This is a genomic window from Flavobacterium sp. 90 (assembly GCF_004339525.1).
In the GTDB taxonomy this organism is placed as follows: domain Bacteria; phylum Bacteroidota; class Bacteroidia; order Flavobacteriales; family Flavobacteriaceae; genus Flavobacterium.
Genome location: NZ_SMGE01000001.1, coordinates 700,188 through 721,615 on the forward strand (window position 1 = coordinate 700,188; position 21,428 = coordinate 721,615).

The 21,428-nt window shown below is 35.4% G+C and carries 11 protein-coding genes; all 11 read right to left on the minus strand.

Annotation, left to right across the window (positions count from 1 at the left end; genetic code table 11):
* Positions 1–124 precede the first annotated feature (124 nt).
* The 11 genes from C8C83_RS02945 to C8C83_RS02995 all read right to left on the minus strand — a co-directional run bounded on the left by C8C83_RS02945 (position 125) and on the right by C8C83_RS02995 (position 21,093).
* Positions 125–2,053 carry an RICIN domain-containing protein gene (locus C8C83_RS02945; protein ID WP_121326360.1) on the minus strand — a complete coding sequence of 643 codons (1,929 nt, stop codon included), beginning with the start codon at positions 2,051–2,053 and terminating at the stop codon, positions 125–127.
* A gap of 291 nt (positions 2,054–2,344) precedes the next feature.
* The gene (locus tag C8C83_RS02950; protein ID WP_121326362.1) at positions 2,345–4,018 is read right to left on the minus strand and encodes an endo-1,4-beta-xylanase; all 1,674 of its coding nucleotides are present in this window, start codon (positions 4,016–4,018) and stop codon (positions 2,345–2,347) included.
* A 17-nt stretch (positions 4,019–4,035) separates the two neighbouring features.
* Complete coding sequence (locus tag C8C83_RS02955; RefSeq protein WP_121326363.1) at positions 4,036–5,067, minus strand: DUF5627 domain-containing protein; 1,032 nt, start codon at positions 5,065–5,067, stop codon at positions 4,036–4,038.
* A gap of 51 nt (positions 5,068–5,118) precedes the next feature.
* Positions 5,119–6,855, minus strand: coding sequence for a RagB/SusD family nutrient uptake outer membrane protein (locus tag C8C83_RS02960; protein WP_121326364.1), 1,737 nt, complete (start codon positions 6,853–6,855; stop codon positions 5,119–5,121).
* A 27-nt stretch (positions 6,856–6,882) separates the two neighbouring features.
* Entirely contained in the window at positions 6,883–9,909 is a 3,027-nt protein-coding gene (locus tag C8C83_RS02965; protein WP_121326365.1) for a SusC/RagA family TonB-linked outer membrane protein, read from the minus strand.
* A gap of 45 nt (positions 9,910–9,954) precedes the next feature.
* Positions 9,955–11,844 carry a RagB/SusD family nutrient uptake outer membrane protein gene (locus C8C83_RS02970; protein WP_121326366.1) on the minus strand — a complete coding sequence of 630 codons (1,890 nt, stop codon included), beginning with the start codon at positions 11,842–11,844 and terminating at the stop codon, positions 9,955–9,957.
* 10 nt (positions 11,845–11,854) lie between these two features.
* Positions 11,855–15,058: a TonB-dependent receptor gene (locus C8C83_RS02975; RefSeq protein WP_233565989.1), complete on the minus strand. Its 3,204-nt coding sequence runs from the start codon at positions 15,056–15,058 to the stop codon at positions 11,855–11,857.
* A 466-nt stretch (positions 15,059–15,524) separates the two neighbouring features.
* Positions 15,525–16,649 (minus strand): alpha/beta hydrolase-fold protein, encoded by a 1,125-nt coding sequence (locus tag C8C83_RS02980; RefSeq protein ID WP_121326368.1) that lies wholly within the window; start codon positions 16,647–16,649, stop codon positions 15,525–15,527.
* Positions 16,650–16,677: 28 nt separating this feature from the next.
* Positions 16,678–17,973: a glycosyl hydrolase family 8 gene (locus C8C83_RS02985; protein WP_121326369.1), complete on the minus strand. Its 1,296-nt coding sequence runs from the start codon at positions 17,971–17,973 to the stop codon at positions 16,678–16,680.
* 88 nt (positions 17,974–18,061) lie between these two features.
* Entirely contained in the window at positions 18,062–19,024 is a 963-nt protein-coding gene (locus C8C83_RS02990) for a glycoside hydrolase family 43 protein (RefSeq protein WP_121326370.1), read from the minus strand.
* 137 nt (positions 19,025–19,161) lie between these two features.
* Positions 19,162–21,093: a glycoside hydrolase family 97 protein gene (locus C8C83_RS02995; RefSeq protein WP_121326371.1), complete on the minus strand. Its 1,932-nt coding sequence runs from the start codon at positions 21,091–21,093 to the stop codon at positions 19,162–19,164.
* Positions 21,094–21,428 lie beyond the last annotated feature (335 nt).

The window sequence follows — 21,428 nt, forward strand, 5'->3', positions numbered from 1 at the left end:
TTGCCGGAAATTCAAAAATAAAACCCCTACTTTAATTTAAAGTAGGGGTTTTGCAATGCTTAAATAATGATGATTCGGATTATAAAGTTAATCTCGAAATCTATGTGTATTGTTTTAGAATAGGCTATTCAATTATTATCTTTTTGGTTGTTTTAGTTGAATTTTGAGAAATCACCGCCAAATATACTCCTTTAGCAAGTTTCGTTCTGATAACCTGATTGGTATTAGATTTTAGATTTTTTGTTTCGTATAATACCGCTCCGCCTATTGCGTATATAGTTACCGAATAATCTTCGTCTGATTCTGAAGCGAAATGAATATTAAACTCTCCACCTTTTGATGGATTAGGATATACCTGAACATCAGTATCTATTTTAGTATTATTTGCTAAAGTATTTTTCTCACCTGCACTTTTTGAAGTACCTCCTATTTTATTGAACTTAAATAATTGACATGAAGTACCGTAATAATCCCAAAGCTGAAGATTTGCTGAACCATCCATATTACAATTAGAAATGTCCCAACTTTTTGATGTGTTTACAGCTGATTTGATGCTATAATAACCATTACCAACATCGGTAACTAACCATTTTTGAGCATCATTATTATAATCATCCCAAAGTCTTATCGCTTTTCCATTTGTTGGATCTGCGCTCTCAAGATCTATTACACGTCCTGTAGCACTTGCATTTGATTTAAAACGCCAATAACCATTTCCTGCATCAACAGCAATCCATTGTTGTGCTGTTCCTCCTAATCTGTCCCAAGGATGAATTACAGCACCATTTGAATTAGTTCCATATTTAAGGTCTACTACTTTACTTGAATTTGTTTTAAATTCAATTTCATAAACACCATTATTTACTAACGAAGTAGTACTACAGGTTTGCGATGGTACATTATTATTTGCATATGCAGCAAACCATTGCTTAACTGGCGCAGCACAAGCTTCCCAATTGTTATTGAAAGCAGTTGTTACATTATATGGATCTCCGTTGGTTATCAAATCTTCCGGTTGAAGTACATTCCAACTACAATTTCCGGTAGCATCAATTCTACCTTTCATATTAAGACCAAAACCACTTGTTGTACCAGTTCCCCATGTTCCGGAACCGTTAGGAGACCAATCTGTTTCTGTTATCATAATAGGCGCTACATTAGCAATTGGCTGCACGTTAGCATTCCAGGCATTGTTAAAACTAGTCGTATTTTCTGCATTGGCTCCCCAATATCCCGGATAAACATGCACTGCATAACCTATATTTCCTCCTGTTATCAAATGGTTTGGATATCCTTGGTAATGAGATTGATATCCCGTTCCCGGTATCCAACAAACATTATTTGCTCCATTACCTTTAATTATATTCACTAAATCCTGAAAGTAATTATGCAAAGCTGCAAAGTGCTCATCGCCTGTTGCTCCCCAATTTCCATTTGTTCCAAGTATTTCTATAGGTTCATTGGCTATTTCGAACATAACATTATCTACATTCTTTAAATTTGGATGGTTCGATAGATATTGCCATACCTTTCTTAAATAATTATGGTAATTGTCTCCAAAAGCAATTCGCTGAGGAGAAACACCAGGAGGACGAAGGACAACATACAATCCTCTGCTTCTGGCATGATTAATCAAAGGAATTATAACTTGATCTACATAGGTTACTAATCTATTGTAATCAAAGCATGAGATGTCATTTTCTGCTGCTGAACAACCAGGTTTATTGGTCCAGTAAGGATCAATATGAAGTCTTATATAATTTAATTTCCATCCGTTATTGGTGTCTGTAAGCGCATCCATAACGGCATTATTATAATTGAGACAGCCTTGAACATTATAGTTATCCCAACGACATTGATTATACGAGCAACCATTAAACCAGGGACTGGGAGTTATGGCAACACCATGGAGTAAAACATTTTTTCCGCAAGGATCTTTTAAATTTTTGCCTTCAATATGCAGCGGAGGCAGTGGCATTCCGGGCCAGGCAAACAATTGTATTTGGGGAATAAACACTAAAAATAGAAACAGTAATTTTTGAAATCTTTTCATAATATAAATGGTTTAATTAATAAATATACTCTTCGCCTTTGGATAGTTTTTTTCACTGCCAATTCAACAATGAAAACCTCTAAAAAACTTGGAGTGATTGGTTACTTAAAACTTTATTGCCGCAAGGGGCTTTCAAAAACTTGCCTTCAGGATTTGGCTGCAGAGTAATTTGAGGCCACGATAACGCAGCCTCAATTGGAGATATTTCCCGTGCAGGAATATCATCCTTTCCACAACATAAAAATGCAAGCAAAAATATTCCTGTAAATAATTAACTGAATTTCATAATTGTTACTTCAATCCTTTAAGTCCTTCGGCAAAGCTTGCATAAGAAAACTTACGGGTAAAATTAATATCCCATAAACCCTGATGTTGTCCCGGCAACCATGAAGAATCTGATTTACTGTCTGTTAATCCCCAAACAGTGATTCCGTATCTTTGATTTGCCGGAATGTTTTTTACATACATATCCACAACATATTTATACATCTCTGCTTGTTTTTTAAGATCAGCTTCTGAAGGATTAAGTCCGGCAGCAACATCAAGTTCCGAAACTTTTATAAGCTTTCCGGTTGCAGCCAGTAATTTGAACATTGTATTGATTTTATCTTTGTCAGAATTGATACTAATATGCATTTGAGTACCTATTCCATCTACTTTTTGCCCTTTACTTTCAATATAATTTACATATTGAATAAGGCCTTTGCATTTATCAGTACTATATTCAAGATTGTAGTCATTTATGAATAATTTATCTGTTGAATTACCGCTTTTTCTGGCAAGTCTAAAGGCTTCTACAGCATAATCTTTCCCCATATAATCTTGCCAGTAGAATTCATCCGAAGCCATATTTATTTTACCAACACCTGTTTTTAATTCATATGGATTTCCGTCATCCATTGGTTCATTAACAACATCCCAAGCTTTGACATAAGGCGCGCTGTTTTTTACCATTTCTGTTATCCACTTATCCAATGCGTCACTAATAATAGTCTTTTTCTCTTCGGGTGTTTTTTCTTTTGTCTGAATACTGCCCGTCGCATTGTACTTTTTCAAGGTGATATTGTCGAAATAAAAATTAGTGGCGGTCTTTCCAAGATTAAAGGCTATTGCTCCGCAGTTTGCCATTTCAGTAGTAACCGTAATCTCTTTAGTATAAGTTGTCCAAGAGGTCGAGTAAGGAACGGCACCAAAGAAATCCCAGTGTTTATAATTACCCGGAGTGATTTGTGCCTGCGTAGGAGAAGATGCGTCAACATCTGCACGCACATCCATTGTAAGTTTATATTTTTCACCTACTTGTACAGCCGGAGAAAATTTTAAGTACAACTGCGCTTCCCAATCATTGGCACGAACAACTGCATTATTTAGCTTTAAAGCTCTGCCTACTCCATTTGCGCCTTGACCTGAAGCAGTAAAAGATGCCACTACATTAGAATTGTATTGATAATTTGATGCGTCTGCAGTTTCAAAATCTGCCGAAGTTATCAAATCCCAACCCGGACCTGTTGTTGATAAAATATCCGGTGCAATCAACTTATTTAGATAAGCTGCATTTTGATTGGCGTGCCAACAAAGCGTGTGTCCAAAAACGGAAACATTTGCTTCATCTGCTGCTTTTAGTAATTTATTGACATTGTCAAGATCAAGTTTCCCGTCTGATTTTACTACTGCGCCATGTTTCATTTCATAACCTAGCGTAATTTCATCAAAATTCTTGTTCACTACTCTATACATCAAACTTTTACTTGTATAGTCAGATAATGAAATACCGGCTCCTAATTTAAAACTAGGATTTGCAGCTCGATCGACGTAGCTTTTTAAATCAGAATAAGCATTAATTTCTTCCTGATTGGCAATGCTGGAAGGTTTATCATAACTGTACTTTAAAGTATTATCGTTTGTACAGGATGCAGCCATCATCAAAACGGAAGACAATAGTCCTATTTTATATAATTTATTCATCTTCTTTAATTTTTAAATTATTTCTTAACCGGATTATAAACGGCCGCTGTTACTCCTCTGTCACGTAATACTAAGGTGTCTTTTGTGACTACATTGAAATCCTGAAAATTTACTTTATAATCAAGATAAAGAGCATCGCGGTCCTTGCTTCCCCAACTATTTTTTTCTCCTTTTTTTACGTATTTACCTGTTCCGCTTGCTGAATATGTTGTACTGCTTCCTGAGATTGTACATTTATTTTCATTATCAAATGTGAGTACGAGATTAAAATTGACATTAACTCCATTTGCATCTTTAACAGTAACAGGAAAATCAATAGTATTTAAGGAGAGTGTATTAATTTTGGAAACCTGATCTTGTTCCACGTAAGTGTTATGTCTCACAACTGTTTTATTGAGTGCTGTATTTCCATTATTTCCGGTAATAACATCTTTACCTCTTCTTAAATAATTGGCATCCCAGGTATTTATATACTTGATAGCATATAAAATATAATCTTTGGGCGCAACGCTCCAGTCTGTCTTTTGCAGTTTTAACGGATTGGGAACTAAAGCCTTTCCGGAAAGAATAGAATCAGCATTGACTACTTTTTTCATTTCGATAGGAATAACGTATGTCTTTTTTATGGATTGAGGATCTGCAAAAAAAGCATCGGATAATTGTACCTCAACGCCTCCTGTAATCTGACCTTTTGGAATAACAATCTTATCACTCGAAAGTGTATAATAATTGCTTGGCATAGGAACAATTTCATTTTCGCCGGCATTAAATAAGAAACCAACAGGCAACGAATTTGCAACAGCAATATCAATGGTTACGTCTTTATCATTTTGATAAACACCTCCAAGAGTTCCCATTATTTTACACTTGTGCTGATTGTCTAATGTGGTATCAAATATATCTTCTCCTAATGTTATGGTTCTGACAGGGAATTGATATGCAAAATAAACCGACTGATGATCGTAATTATCAAATTCTGTATCCTGATTTGTACATGAAATCATGGAGACAAATACAGCTGTTAGCATTAATAATATTCTGTTTTTCATTTTTCTTTAATTATATTAAATTTCCATTTTCACTAAGCAGAACCTTAAGTTCTACCATCCCTTGTTTTGGAGTAAAGCATTGAATTTAAGCGCTTCTGAATATGGAATTGGTCCATATTTCATATACTCATTATAAACTCTGCTTTCTACAGTAATTTTTTGATGAACGCCTCCTTGGATTTTATCTCCATTTGCAGATTCATTTAAGCTTGAATTCCATCTGCGTAAATCCCAAAATCTAAATCCTTCAAAACATAGTTCTAAACGACGCTCGTTTCTAATTAAATTGCGCATTTCCGTTTTATCTCCTTTAATGGTTTCCAGATAAGGATCAGGCTGCACTATTCCGGCTCTTTTTCTTAAAGCCTTCACAACATCATAGGCAGAGAATCCTATGGAACCTGTTGCTGTTGGTCCCCAAGCTTCGTTTGCAGCTTCGGCATAAATAAGATACAATTCCGTATATCTCATTCGTGGTTTATAATGTCTCTGATTATTAATCGAAGTTGGGTTTAAATTCACATCTTGTCTCAATAATTTTCTCATATAATACCCCGTACGAGTTGAGGTACCAACTTTGTTTAAGGCATCATTTGTGGTACCATCACTAGCTGTTGTAATTACAGAATTACTCACTCCGGCGGTTGACTGGTTTACTAAAATGAATTTTTTTAAACGAGGATCACGATTTTCATAAGGTTTTGTTGCATCATAATTACCGCTGGCATCTGTAATAGGATAACCGTTTGCCATTGGGAAAGCATCCACTAAATTTTGTGTTGGATTGATGCGTCCTTTTCCAAACAGGGTTGGAGGAAAATTATCACTTTCTAAATTATTACTGTCCGCAATATCACTTCTCCAAAGAATTTCCGGAGGGTTAATTCCGGCGCCCATACCTTTTAACTCTTCAACATCACTGAACCAGTTTAATCCATTAGAAGCTATTCCTAAAACTCCTCCATTCAGGTTCAATAATGCGCCTGAATATTTAGCTGCATCTTCCCAAGTTGTTGTATTTCCTGTACTAAAAGCCGGACTAGCGGCCAATAATGCTGCTTGTGCTCTTACTACTTGTGCAATTCTGGAAGACATTCTTTGTCTTGCATATTGTCCAAAAACACGATTGTAATCATTTAAATTATTTTGACCGGGAGGTAATGTTGAAGCATCTTCAAAATCTAACGGAAGCAATTCTGTCGCTTTTTTTACATCAGCATACAATTGTTTCATACAATCTTCAAAAGACGAACGGCCCACATTAAAGTTTGAACTTGCCGTTTCCGGTTCCAATAAAATTGGCACTCCTAATAATTGATCATTAATTGCTGTTCCTGCATGAGCCTGCAACAAATAATACATATATAAAGCTCTTAATCCATAGGCTTCACCCATCAAACGATCTTTGAACAAAAGACTTACATTTTGATCTTTTGCCCATTGTACTTTTGGCGCTTCAGCCAGAAAAATATTCAAATACTGAATGGCTGATCTTGAATTTGTCCATTGATCTAATGGGTTAAAGCTTGATGTCCATTGACCTGTTGCTACTTTAAGATAATTACTTGAGATGTCATTTGTTACAGCATCATCTGTTGCAACATCATTAAATGACCAGGAATTTCCAGGCAATCTTGTATAAGCATTAAGAAGAATTCCTTGCGCATATTCAGCTTCTGCATACATATCTTTAAGCCCTCTGTTGTTTTCTATTGCCGGATCAATCAAATCATCACAGCTACTAAAAACAAACAGAACTGATATAAAAAATACTATTTTTACTTTCATAATATTTAAATTAAGTGGTTTTTGATTTTAAAATAATGCTTTAAGACCAAGGTTATAATATCTGGTTTGTGGAGCACCTCCGATATTTAATTCCATGATATCTCTGTTTTGAGATAGCGTTAAAAGATTAGCGCCAAGTGCATAAACACTCAGTTCATTGAAAAAAGTTTTTTGAAGTGTCTTTTTTGGAAAATCGTATGTAAGTTGTACTTTCGAAAGATTTACTCTATTGGTACTATACATCCAAAAATCTGATGAGCGGAAGTTATTATCGCCATTCAATGAAGTTAACCTTGGATAAAGTGCTGTATCTTTATTCGCTTCTGTCCAACTATCGCGCACATTAACTGAATATTTGTCTTCACCATCCATCCAAAAATAAGAACTGTTTTTCATCGCATGAGCGCCAGTTTGCCCTGTGAAAATTGTGAAAAACGTAAAATGATTCCATTTCGAAGTAAAATTAATTCCAAATGTAAATGGAGCTCCATTCCAACCCGCTTTACCTAAATATACTTCGTCTCTATTATCAATAATGCCATCACCATTTTGATCTATGTATTTAATATCTCCCGGTTTAACTTGTCCAAAAGTTTGAGAAGGTGAACTGGAAATATCTTGTGCATCTCTAAAAAAACCTGCGCTTTTAAGTCCCCAAAACGCATCTAAAGCTTTGCCTTGTCTGTTTTGATAACTGTCACTGTATAATTCGGCTCTTTTAGAAGCTTCTGTATCTATATAAGTTCCTGTAAATCCAAGTGCCAAATCAACATTTCCGACTTTTTTATTAAATCTTAGATCAAAATCAAATCCAATACGTTTATCATTATTATAATTAATATAAGGCAGAAATGAAGTGTTAGGAAAGTTTGTAACAAAATAATTTGGATATAAAGTCGAAGCCTGAATAACATTTCCGGTAACTTCATTGGCAAAAAAGTTTGTGTTTAAAGTGATGAAGTTCTTAAAGAATGCTCCTTCTAATCCAACACTCAACTCTTTTCTCTTTGCAAAACCTAAATCTAAATTTTCACCTCTTCTTGCATCAGTACTTCTGTTAAGAGCTCCATCTCTCCAACTGAACCACGCTCCATCAGTTTGACTATAGATACTTTCGTATAAATAATAATTTGAAACATCTAAATCTGTGTTTAAAACTCCCGCCGAAACATTCAATTTTAAACTATTAACAGCTGTCAGGTCTTTCATGAAATTCTCTTCAGATATTTTCCATCCTAAAGTCATTGTTGGAGAAAATGCTTCACGATTACCTTCAGCAAATTTGGCCGAATGCACAAATGCTCCGTTAAATTCTGCAAAGTATTTTTGATCAAAATTGTAAGCCAAATTCAAACCCAAATTAGCATTACTTGTTTTGTGATAAACACCAGAAAAACTCTGTTGAAATCCTGAACCAATAAGCATTGCTGATACATTATTGTTTTCATTTATTTTTTTCACATAATTAAACTGTGCAGAAAAAGAAACTGTTTGAGCAAGAGCGCTTCCGCTGATATTCTGAATACCTGTTTTGGAATCTTTTCCATACTTTGTTAAGGATGTAATTTGATCCTTTCCGGCATAATTATTCCAGGATGCTTCATAAGTTGCATAACTATTATTATAAGATTGGTTGTATGAATTAGAGTAATCAACTCCAAAATCAGTACGAAATGTCAATCCGTTAACGACATCGCCTAATTCAACATTAATACCTGTATTAAACTGAAACTGACGGCTTATATAAGTATTGTAACCTCCGGCATATATCGCAGCAAAAGGATTGGTAGGATTAAGTTGTGTACCGCCCAATAAATATTTTCCGTCAACTATATAATTACTGTTTTTGACAAGAGCCATTGATGCGTCATCAGAAGGTTCAATCATACTAATTGGCACTAATGGACTAAATAAATGAGGGCGCAAAGTCGCTGCACTGCTCCAGTAATTTGTATTTACGCCTCTTGAATTGCTGTATATCGCATTTGCCCCGATTGTTGCTGAAATACGATCATTAATTCGAAGATCTACATTTCCTCTCACATTAAATCTATTGTTGTTATTTTTTGCAGCTTCACCAAAATCCTGTAAAGGATCTTCTTGTGTCGAAAAATTAACAACTGTATAATATCTAGCCGACTTATTTCCGCCTGTTATCTCAACATTTGCATCATAATTAAAATAAAACTTCTTAATGTATTCCGGCGCATAATAATTCACATCAGCATATCGATATGGATTTTTACCTGTTGAATAATTATAAATGGTCTCATCAGAATAAGTTGGATCTAAACCATCATTTGCACGAGCCTGATTATAATAATGCATATATTCTGCAGAACCTAAATATTTTGGAAGGTTCTTTGGTATAGAGACTCCATTATCAAATCTTGTGGTAATTTGTTGTTTTTGTACTTTACCTTTTTTGGTTGTAATATAAATTACGCCTTTTGCAGCGCGGCTTCCATAAAGTGCGATTGCCGAAACTCCTTTTAGAAAAGTAATCTGTTCAATTTCTGTAGATAGTACGGTATTAATATCACGAGGAACTCCATCTACTAAGACTAAATATCCACTCATTCCCCAGATATTGCCATTATTGTATCCTCCAACAAAAGCCTGAACTCCGTCTAAACTAAAAGTTGTATAGTTTTTATCTAAAATTTCAGGCAGATTTATAAAAGAAATAGCGCCCATTAAATCCTTACTTTCTTGTTTTCTAAAAGCAATCTGAACTAAATTTGAATTTTCTTTGTCTAAATTTATGTCGTTTATATCTGCTGTTGCTTTTACTATAAGTGTGTTGTAACCAATAGCGCTAATCTCTATATCTGTATTGGCTGTTACGCTTATTGAGTAGCTTCCGTTATTATCTGTAGTTGCTGTAATATTATCTTCTTTACTAACAATAGTTGCATTCTCAATAGGTTTTCCTTCTGCCCCAATAACGACTCCTGCTAAATTTATTTTCTGATCAATCTGAGCAAAAATCTTGGAAGGTAAGAAGGCAAATAGTACAAAACATAACACTATTTTAAGTTGTATATATCTCATTATTCTATAGTTTTATTTTTAAGTTTTTTAAAACAATCATTTTAATTACCATCCGGGATTTTGTGAAAATTCTAAATACATATTTACATCTGCATTTTTTAGCGGAAGCCAATAATGCTTTTCGCTAAAGTTTCTCACCAAAATCACTTCCTCACGAATATTAACAACTCTGTTTTCGCTTGGTTTTGTTGGATCAAATGAAGTGGTACGGTCAAATTCTATAGATTTTTTAATCGTATATGGGCTTTGAATTAATAATAACCAACGGCGTAAATCATTAAAGCGGTGTCCTTCAAAACTCAACTCTACAGCACGTTCACGTCTCACTTCGTCCATAAAAGAATCTAATGAACCTAAGTATTCTGTTGCCACGTGTCCAACTCCGGCTCTGTCACGAATTACATTTATAGCATCTGTAGCAGTTCGGGAATATTTTGGATCTTTTCCTGCAGCAGAACCATAACCTTGAGCCGCAGCTTCGGCGTACATTATATAGATATCCGATAAACGCATCCACGGAAGGTGAATATTTAAATTGTTCCCATATCCAAATCCGTCATCAAACTTATTGGCACTTCTTGGAATAAATTTATAGAGCAAATAACCCGTTCTGCTTCCTGTACTAATATTGCGATAACTACCATTGGTATAAAGGTTTGCATAGCGATTATTTTCTTCGGCAGCCGGAATAGAACCCGTAACGCATTTTACACCATCATATACAATATCATTGTAAAAACGAGGATCACGCCCTTTCCACGGATAGTTTGGATCGTATCCTGAATCCGGATCTGCTTTTGTGATATCTTTAATAGGTTTTCCATTTGCCATTCCATAATTATCAACATAATTTGCTGTAGGCAGGAATTTTACATCTCCGTCACATATTTGAGGAGCTGGCTGATATTGCTTAGAAGTTCCCCAGTTAGAACCGTTTGCGCCCCAATAAGGACCTCTAAAAATAGCTTCAGTACCTCCGGGCATTTTCCAGTTGCTTCCGGTGGTGTAAAAATTAGTACTGTAACTTACAAATGGTAAAAGCTTGTATTGAGAAGCTCCGCTTTCTGTGATAGTTAATAATTCGGCAAAAGCTGCTGCCGCTTTTTTACAATATTCCTGATTATAACCGGCATTTCCTGTAGATACTTTATTCATTAACGGACTTCCCGCCCATAAATAATTTTTACCTAAATATCCCAGCGCCATTATCTTATTGATTCGAAGTTCATTCTTTCCTAATGTTCTTTTTCCGATAACGGTATTGTCCCAATTAGTTGGAAGTAAATCAGCCGCTGCTCTGAAATCACTAGCCGCTTTATCAGCACATTCCTGATAGCTAAGTCTTGGCAATTTAAGAGGCTGATCGCTAGGAAGTACTTTATCGATATAAGGAAGACCTCCAAAATATTGCATAAACTCAAAATGAAACCATCCTCTAAAAAACAACAATTGCCCTTTGATTAAGTCCTTTTCTTCTTGCGTATATTCGGTCATTTTATCGATGTTTTCAAGACCAATATTTGCCTTACGAATACCTGCCCAGCCTAATGTCCACAAATCTTTGTGCATACGGTCATTATCCGTACTTACATTATTTCTGTTCATCCAGCCTGCCTGCCAGCCATCATATTCTGTTTGCCAGCCCCAGAAATCTCCTTTATCGATCTTGCATACAAAATGAAAATCACGCGCAGTAGATTGAATTTCGTCTTCACCCCAATTCCATGAATTTGTCCAATATCCATTGGTAAAATCCGGAACACATTGATACAATTCCTCCGTGAATCCCTGAAAGTTTTCAAAATTTTTAAAAGCTTCCTCAGGAGATATATCCGAATCAGGAGATTTATCAAGATAATCACTGCAAGATCCGGAAAGTATAAATAAGCCTAAAACTAAGCTGTACTTTGATATTATTTTAATATAATTCTTCATAGTTAAAATTTTAGAATATAATGTTAGCCCCCAAGTTGAACCTTTTTACAGTTGGATAAGCACCTTGTGATGCCCAGCCTGTTCCTGCATAATTTGCTTCTCTGTCATCAGGCATATTGGACCATAAAAACAAATTATTTCCATTTAAATAAAATCGTATGCTTTGAAGTCCTGACGATTTTATCCAATTTGTTTTTCCGTCGAAAGTATAAGCGATTTCAGCATTTTTTAAACGGAGGTAAGATCCGTCATACATATACCTGCTTCCATTGTTAAAGTCGCTGGCTGTAGCAAGCCAACGAGGCATTGGCTGATCTGCGTTTGTATTATCCGGTGACCAAAATGATCCCTGATCGTACACCACATGATTTTGTCCTGATAGACTTGTAAGAACAACTTGTCTGGTAACATTATTTACACCATAAAACTGTACAAATGCACTGAAACCTTTCCAGTTAACACCCACTATATTGTTATAAGTGTTTTGTGGCGTTCCTGTATAACCATAAGGAATATTATCTTTGGCATCAATGATACCATCAGCATTATAATCAAGGATATTGAAATTCCCCGGAAGCTTTGTCGCATCATTTGTGCTATGAATTGTACTGGCATATAATTCATCCCAATTATTGTAGTAGCCCTGACTTACATACGAATGCGCCTGACCAATAGAATATCCTTCGCTTTTTTGATAAGCTGGCAATAACTCCGGATTATCTGCACTTATAATTTTATTTTTTGAATGCGTAAAACTAGTGGTCCACCATACATTCCAACCATTTCCAAAAGTATGATTGAACTTTAATTCTAATTCATAACCTCTATTTTGAACTTCTCCTAAATTTGCAACTGGCGCTACGGCACCATAATAAGAAGGTATTGCTCTACTCGCTCCATTTAATAAAATATCTGTTCGATCTTCTTGATAATAATCAAATGTACCCGACACAAATCCTTTAAAGAGAGCAAAATCAAGACCTATATCGCTTTTCTTTGCTTTCTCCCAGTGTACATCTTCATTACCAACAGTAGCTTGTTTGTACCAAGTATAAGGACTTGCTTCTGCTGCCTCGCCTGTTGTTCCTAAAACCGAATTCCCACCGTATGCCCATTGAGATTGATAAAGAAATCTGCCATTGACATTATCATCTCCAATCTCTCCGTAAGTACCTCTGATCTTTAATAAATCAAGAAAAGATTCTGTACCTTTCATAAAATTTTCTTTTGTAACAATCCAGCTTAAACCACCAGAAGAGAAAAATGCAAAACGATTCTCCTTACTAAACTTTTCAGATCCATTGTAAGCTCCATTGTATTCTATGAAATATTTATTGGCATAATTATAAGTCGTACGAAATACCCAGTCTTCTCTATAATGCGGAATTTCACTTCCAACAGCATATTGATCTCTGCTAAAAAGTCCCAAGGCTGTTATATTATGATTTTTAGCAATTTTTGTCTGATAATTTAATTGCAATTGATAAAAAAGTTTACGTGAAGTTGCATAATCTCTCACACTTCCTCCTGTGGTAGTCCACTTTACACCTTCTTGAAAATCAAATCTATTATTAGAATCATACGTTCTTTTGAAAAGAACTACGCCCGTAACCGGATCAATATACTTTTCCTGTACATCGTTAAATAAATCACTTATTCCGCGATCACCTTCTACAAATGTGTTATCCAAAGCAACCATTCCTTTAAAGCTTAGTCCTTTTATCACTTTGTCAAAACTTTGTTCCAGCGTAAAATCCGTATTTAATCTTGTTGTTGTAACATATTGAATACCGCTTATCGCAAGGTTTCTTACTGAATTTGATGCTTTTCCTTGATTTGGCGCATAATATCCCCAGGAACCATCCGAATAATACGGCAGGAAAACATCCGGAGCAGTTGAATATGCTGCATCCCACATCGTATATTCACCTCCGGAAGCTCCCCAAGGACTTTTCTTCTCACCACGAGAACCGGCAAGACCTATTTTAAACACTGTACTGGAAGTAACTTGAAAATCTAAATTACTTCTAACATTCAAACGATTGTAACCATATCCTGGATCGTATCCTCTATTATTGTTGTATTTTTTAAACAAATCACCTTCACTTAAAAAATCAGCACTTGCAAAATATTTTACAGATTTAGTTCCGCCGCTTACATTTAAACTCGCATTATAAGACATTGCATAGTCATTAAATAATGCCTTTTGCCAGTCTACATTAGGATAACGCTCAGATTCTTCTAGATTTGCCGGATATCTATACTTATCAATAATCGCCTGAGGAACATAGTCAACCCAACTCGACGGACTCAAAGCCAACTCGTTTTCGATGACTCTATTTTTAACCATTAAACCGTCATAAGAATCCAGCTTAGAAGGCAATTTAGAAAGCGTTTTTACAGTTGTATTAAAAGTCGTTCTTATCAATGCTTTACCAGATTGACCGCGTTTAGTCGTAATAAGTATTACTCCGTTTGCACCTCTAACTCCATAAACCGCAGTAGCAGAAGCATCTTTTAATACCGAAACAGATTCTACAGAAGTTATCTCAACACTATTTATTGGTCGCTCTACACCGTCAACCAAAATAAGAGGTTGCGCATTATTCCAGGTACTTGCACCACGTATAAAAAGCTGAGGATCTTCCTCTCCGGGCATACCTGAACTTGCCGATGTTATCAAACCCGGCACATTACCAGTCAATGCGGCACCAATACTTTGAACACCTCCTGCACGCTCTAAGACTTTTCCTGAAACCTGAGTAATTGCAGCTACTAAACTTTCTTTTTTCTGTTTTCCGTACCCAACTACAATAACCTCATCAAGGGTCGTTTTCTCGGGTGTCAATACCACATTGATTTCTTTGGTATTGCCAACTTGTTTTTCAACAGTTTTAAACCCCACAAAACTGAATTGCAAAACAGCATCAGAAGGTACATTAATGATATATCTTCCGTCAAAATCAGTAGTCGTGCTTAAATTTGGTACGCCTTTTACTGAAATAGTAGTTCCCGGCACACCGTTACCGTCTTCTGATGAGGTTACTCTTCCGGTAACTGTAATATCCTGCTTAATCGTACTGTTTGTAACATATCCTGAATCAGAAAAGCGATTCTCTGCAGCGGATAATTGGGGGATAAACAAAAACTGAAACAAAACTCCTAAAGGCAGATACATTGCTCCGTTTAGAATTTTAGATAATTTTATTTTCATGTTATTTAAATATTTTGAACTTGATCCATACTTTATACTGCTACCAATACTCTTGATAACAGATACAGACTTGATTAAATTAATTTTATATTTTTTCCAGCCGGAAATTGATAATACTTTTACTTTAATTCAGGCTGCTATTTATAATCGTATAAATAAATTATCAATGCCTAAAGGAGAGCAATTGAATCTGTGGATGATTGATTGTCTTAGCAAAATGGCTTGTATCCAGCCTAAAGTTGTGGAGCAAATAATTCGGGAATAGCTCTTTTGTTTTACTTTCTTTATATTCCTCATAAGATTTGAGGATTAAACGCTGGCAAAAGGAACCAGCTTTTGAAAAGATTTTTCGATAAAATAAAATTTTGGTCATAATGGTTAGTTAATAAAGTTTTGGTTAATTATTTTGGTTGTTTTTTTTAATTCATAAACAGAAATTGTTTGTAATATTCACATAGACAAATCACTACTCTTTAAATAAAAGAGGCGCCATTTCTTTGAAACTGCGTCTCCACGTCAAAAATTCGTGACCTGTATTTTCGGAGACATAAGAAACTGCATTGTATCCGGCATCTTTCAGGGTTTTTACTGCAATCTGCACAGATTCGGGTTTTTCACGGCTGCCACAGCTTATAAAAACAAGCTTAACTTTTGATTTATCTTTAATTTCTTCAGGTTTATAAATCCCTCCGCTTAGAAGCGCATAATGAGAAAAAACGTCGGGTTTATTGAGTGTAATCGTGTGTGTTTCCATTCCTCCCATTGATAAACCTGCCATTGCACGATTTGCCTGATTCGAAAGTGTTCTGAAATTTGAATCAACATAAGGGATTAATTCTTCGATAAGAACGGTATGAAAAGGCTCTATTTTGAAGCTTGCCAAACCTCCATATTTAATTTCATTTGTCATTCCGTAGGTCATTACAATAAGAAATGGTTTTATTTTTCCTTCAGAAATTAAATTATCCATGATTAGATTTACATGTCCCTGATTACTCCACGCTGTCTCATCTTCGCCCCAGCCATGTTGCAAATACAAAACGGGATATTTTTTATTTTTATCTTTATCATAACCCGGAGGCGTGTATACAAAGGCTCTACGCGATGTATTAGTACTTTTTGAAGGAAATAAAATCTGTTGTACATTTCCATGCGGAACCTCTTTTAACGCATAAAAGTCCTTATCGTGAGCAGGTATTTCGACACCACTTTCCCAACGTGTCGATCCATAAAAGTTAAGTGCACCGGGATCGTTAAAAAGACCTCCGTCGACCGTTACATGATAATAATGAAAGCCCTCATCCATTGCTCCTGCTGTGGTACCTCTCCAGAAACCATCTGCTTCTTTTGCAAGAACAGTTCCTCCTTTTGCCCCGCCTAATCCAAGACTTACTACAACAGACTTGGCTTCGGGAGCTAAAATTTGAAATCGTACATAACCTTGAGAATTAACTTTTGGATATTCTTGTCCGGGCTGATTAACTGTTGAAGATTTAAAATCTTCGATAATTGAAGTCTGGCTCGTTTGCGCAAAACATACACCGCCTGACCAAACAAACATGCATAAAATGGCAATAGTAAACTGTTTCATATTTTTATTTTTTTGATTTAAAATCTGATTAACGTTCTACGGCTATAATCTTGTAATTTCCGCTGAGATGCATTAGACTAAAGAGATACATTAATCCATCATAATACGGATCAAAATAACCGTCATCATAAGGTTCAAGTTTCGCATTCCAGACAGCGTGAACAAAATCGATACTGTTTTTATCGGGATTTACTAACGATGCTGTTGCCGCTGTTGAAACCAACCCAATAGAATGTCTTAGTTTTTTGACTGGTCCCGCCTGAAGAATAAAATCAGGTGTAGAACCATCCAGATTAAATTGATCTTCATAGGCATCTAATCCTTTAGATCTAAGGAAATTTTGAAATCTCTTCGCATAATCTTCCTGCCATTTTTTATCTTTTCCGTACCACGTATAATCCATCGCAATATTCATAGGAACGCGCCATGAATCGTAACGAAACGCAGGAGGAAGCCACGGTGTAGGATGAGGTTCTCCGCTAAACTCAGCATAATCTGAAGTTAAACCTGTTACAGGATGACAAGCTTTATGCAAAAAATTACGGGAAACTTCCGCACATTCTTTATAAAATTGCTCGTGTCCGTCTTTTGCATACAATGCCCATATTTCATAAAATGCAGGAACATGATACGAAGGATCTGTCCAATTATAACCAACGCCTTCCGGCACAAAAGAAATTTGCTTATGTTCTGTGTTTATAATATTGTGGACATTAGCAGTTCCATCTTTTTTCCACATGGCATCTAATATTCTTCTGGCTTCTTTGTAGTAATCTATTCCTGTTGCATTTCCCCATTTATTAGAGGCAAAAAGAAGACTGGTGATATAATACAATTCTCCATCTGAAGCAGAACCTGCGGAATTTTGTTTTTTAGTCACCGGATTCACGCTCCAGGCAAAATAACCTTCTCTTGGTCCCTCCTGATGCTGCATATATTTTACAGACCATCGCCAAATACGATCAAAAACTTCCTTTTTATTGAACTGAACGGCAACCATCATTCCGTATGACATTCCTTCGGTACGAGCATCTTTATTTTTAACATCAGAAACATATCCTAGTGAATCTCCTTCTTCAAAATAAACTTTGTCTGGTCCTTCAAAAACATCATAATATGCTTTTGCTAATTTCTTGTCTATTTCAATTTGGCTATAGCCCGCTTCTGCAAAAAGATTGCGGTATTGTGGTTTTCCAAGTTCTGCTTTTTCTGTTTTCTTTTTATTTTGGCTAAAGCCAAGAACCGGAACAATCAAGGCAAGAATCAGTATTAAAAGTCGGATTCTGACCAAGTATTCGCTTGTCGCATTTTTATGAATAATCATGTTTATCTTTTTATTCGTTAATAAAAAAAATGTGCATTCTAAACCTACTCAGTCTTTTGATTGGAAAAATTAAACTGAGATCCTTTTTTTATTTAATCTTACGTACACCTTCTGTAGTTTGTACTATTTTCTGAATGGTTCCATCTTTATTATAATGCATATCATCTACACAAATTGAACGTCTGTAACTCCCGCCTGTTGGTAGACTTCCGTTATGATAAAAAAAGTATGATTTTCCTTTATAGTCGATAATTCCCGGATGTGTGGTAAAACTATTTTGTACATTTTCCTGAATAATTCCCTGATAAATCCACGGACCTGTTATCGTTTTGGCTGTACAGTATTCTATCATTTCCGGTTTTGTACCTGCACTGGCGTATACTAAATAATACAGTCCTTTTCTTTTGTAAACCCAAGGTCCTTCGATATAATTTTTAGGTATAAAAGTGGTAATTGGTCCGTCCAGTTCTGTCATGTTCTTTTTAAGTTTTACCCATTTACAGCTTCCATTTCCCCAAAACATATAAGCTTGTCCATCATCGTCAACAAATACGGTTGGGTCAATATCGTCCCAGGCAATTTTCATATCTGTTGTCATTTCATTTATGATGAGCGCTTTTCCAATTGCATCTTTAAAAGGACCTGTCGGACTGTCTGAAACCGCTACACCAATCGCTGCGCCGCCACCGCTTACGGCATCTTTTTTATGAAATGTAGAAACAAACCAATAAAATTTTCCGTCTCTCTCAACACATTGCGCTGCATAAGCGTCACCGGTAGCCCACGAAAAGGTACTTGGTGAAAGTGCTGCTCCATGATCTTTCCAGTCTTTCATGTTTGTTGTAGAAAACACGTGCCAGTCTGCCATTTTGTAATTAGTATCTTCCGGAGTTGCTACATCGTGTCCCGTGTATAAATACAATGTGCCATTATGTACAAGAGGAGCCGGATCTGCAGTAAAAATATCTTTGATTATAGGATTTTGTGCTTCTATTTTAATTACTGATAAACAGCATATTATTAAAAATAAAATTTTGGTTTGGTTTTTCATTACTTGTTTTTTTGGTTTGGTTTTATAGTTAGGGAATGCTCTTTTTAATTCATTTTATTTCACTTGAATTTTAGATTTAATTTTTGATTTAATTTTTATCGCCTGATTTTTTTCATTCCAGCTTATAGGAATTTCAATTACTCTATTGGAATTAATGAAACCACAAAACCTCCTCTGCGAAGCAATTTTACAGCAATAATACTCTCCTTATTAACTTCTATATTCTGCGAATCAAATTTTTTATCGTGTTTACCATCGGCAATAATAATAGCACGATAATTAACGCCTTTCTGTAAAAAATCCAGTTTGATTTTTTTTGTTATTTCTTCACGTTGAGACGCACTTATGCCTCCAACATACCAAGCATTTCCTTTTTGGCGTGCCATCGTTATTTCCTGACCCGGATATCCGTCAATAAGCTTTGTATTATCCCATGTTGTAGGCACTTCTTTAAGGAAAGTTTTAGCTTCATCAGGTAATTCATAATATCCCTCCGGACGGTCTGCGAAATGTTGCAAAGGAGATTCAAAAACTACGGAAAGAGCCAGTTCATGCCCATAAGAAGTTTGATGTGGAAATTGAGAATTGGTAAACGTAACGGGCGTATAATCCATTGCTCCGACTACGTTTCTTGTAAAAGGCAAAATCGTATTATGCTCTGGCGCTGTGGTCGAAAATTCAGGTCCGTTATTATACCATTCGGCACCGCGAACAGCTTCGTAAGTCATTAGATTTGGATACGTGCGTGACCAACCGCGCGGTACAAGGCAGCCGTGAAAATATACCAGCATTTCAAATTGCGCCGCATCTTCAAGAATATCAATATAATAGTTGATCATGTCTTGTTTTTCGCTTTCAAAAAAGTCAACTTTAACTCCGGCAACACCAAGTTTTTTAAGTTTTGTAAACTCTTCAACTCTGTTTTTATGAGTCAGCATTCGATCTTTTGGAGTCGAAGAAACCCATGTATGATCTCCTCCTGAATTGTACCACATCAAAGGTTTTATTCCTTTTGAATGAATGTATTTTAAAGCGTCTTCCAGATTTCCGCCATTTGCCATCGTATCCCATTCCCAGTCTAAAAGTGTGTAAGGCCAATTCATGTTTACAGCCAAATCTGTAAAATCGCATATAACTTTATAATCTTTAGTTCCGTGATTACTTGACCAGTAATTCCAGGAAACTTTCCCCGGTTTTATCCATTGTGTAGTTTTAAAAGCAGTTGGAGTTGAAACATCTTCGATTAAAGTATTTTCGACAATATCAGACAAACTTCCTATTGCAATTACTCTCCACGGAGATTGCCACGGAAGCGAAATAGCAGGTTTTGATTCGCCGGTTCCTCTGGCATCTTGTGCATCAGGAAAAGTAAGCTTGTATGTATTGACATCTTTTGTATTACTCAATTTTGTACCGCAATAACTGCGGTTCAAATCGGCTTCATGCAATAAAAACCAGCATGATTTATCTGCTGAATTAAACAATGCCGGATAACACCATTCTTGCTGAAGTATTTTATCATCGCTGGAAGAAGCATATAAACCTTCATTTGCCGGATTCCATTTTTCTAACCATCGTTTACTTTCTTTTGGTATTTGATAAGCCGTAAATTCATCCTTAATTATATAGGAACCTTTTTTTTCCGGAAATTCATATCGAAATGTAACTCCATCATTATATGCTCTTATAATAATATTCAGTTTCGCTTTATTCGGATTTTCAAAACAAATAGTTACTTCATTGGCAGTATTTTCACGTAACGACTTTTTACCAAATGGCAATTCATAATGTTCTTTTATCACTTTTGGTTTACTTACTTTTAAGAGAATAAGTTCATTAAAAAAATCCTGATCATTTCTTGAAAGCCCTAAGCTTACTTTTGGAAGTATTTCAGTTGTATTTTTATCTGTCTGATACTTTATTTTAAGATCCCATTCTCCCTTATTATTATTTGTGCCATGCAAAGTGATCGCGATTTTTTTATTAGGCGATTCTAATTGCATTTGTTGTGACCAAACATTGCATAAGCCAAAAACAAAAAAGGTCAATAAAATAATTTTCAACTTCATAATTTTATTTTTTTTCTATCTCGAAACAATTTGAGAGTCTGGTTATAATCAGAAGAAGTGTCTTTATGATTCGTTGTGATTTTGGAAGTAAAAAGCCGAAACCAATTTCAACTTCGGCTTTTTAAAAAACTAACTAACATAATTTCAATTCAGATTCTTTAAATACTTTATTTTCTGATAATTATAATTTCAAACACTATAGATTTTAATTCTATAAACCAAGCCTTAATAATAAGTGTATTTATTACAAATATAAATAAAAACAATCAATACGCAATCGGTTGTATTATATTTTATTACTGATTACATAAAAACAAGCCTTAAATAAAACATTA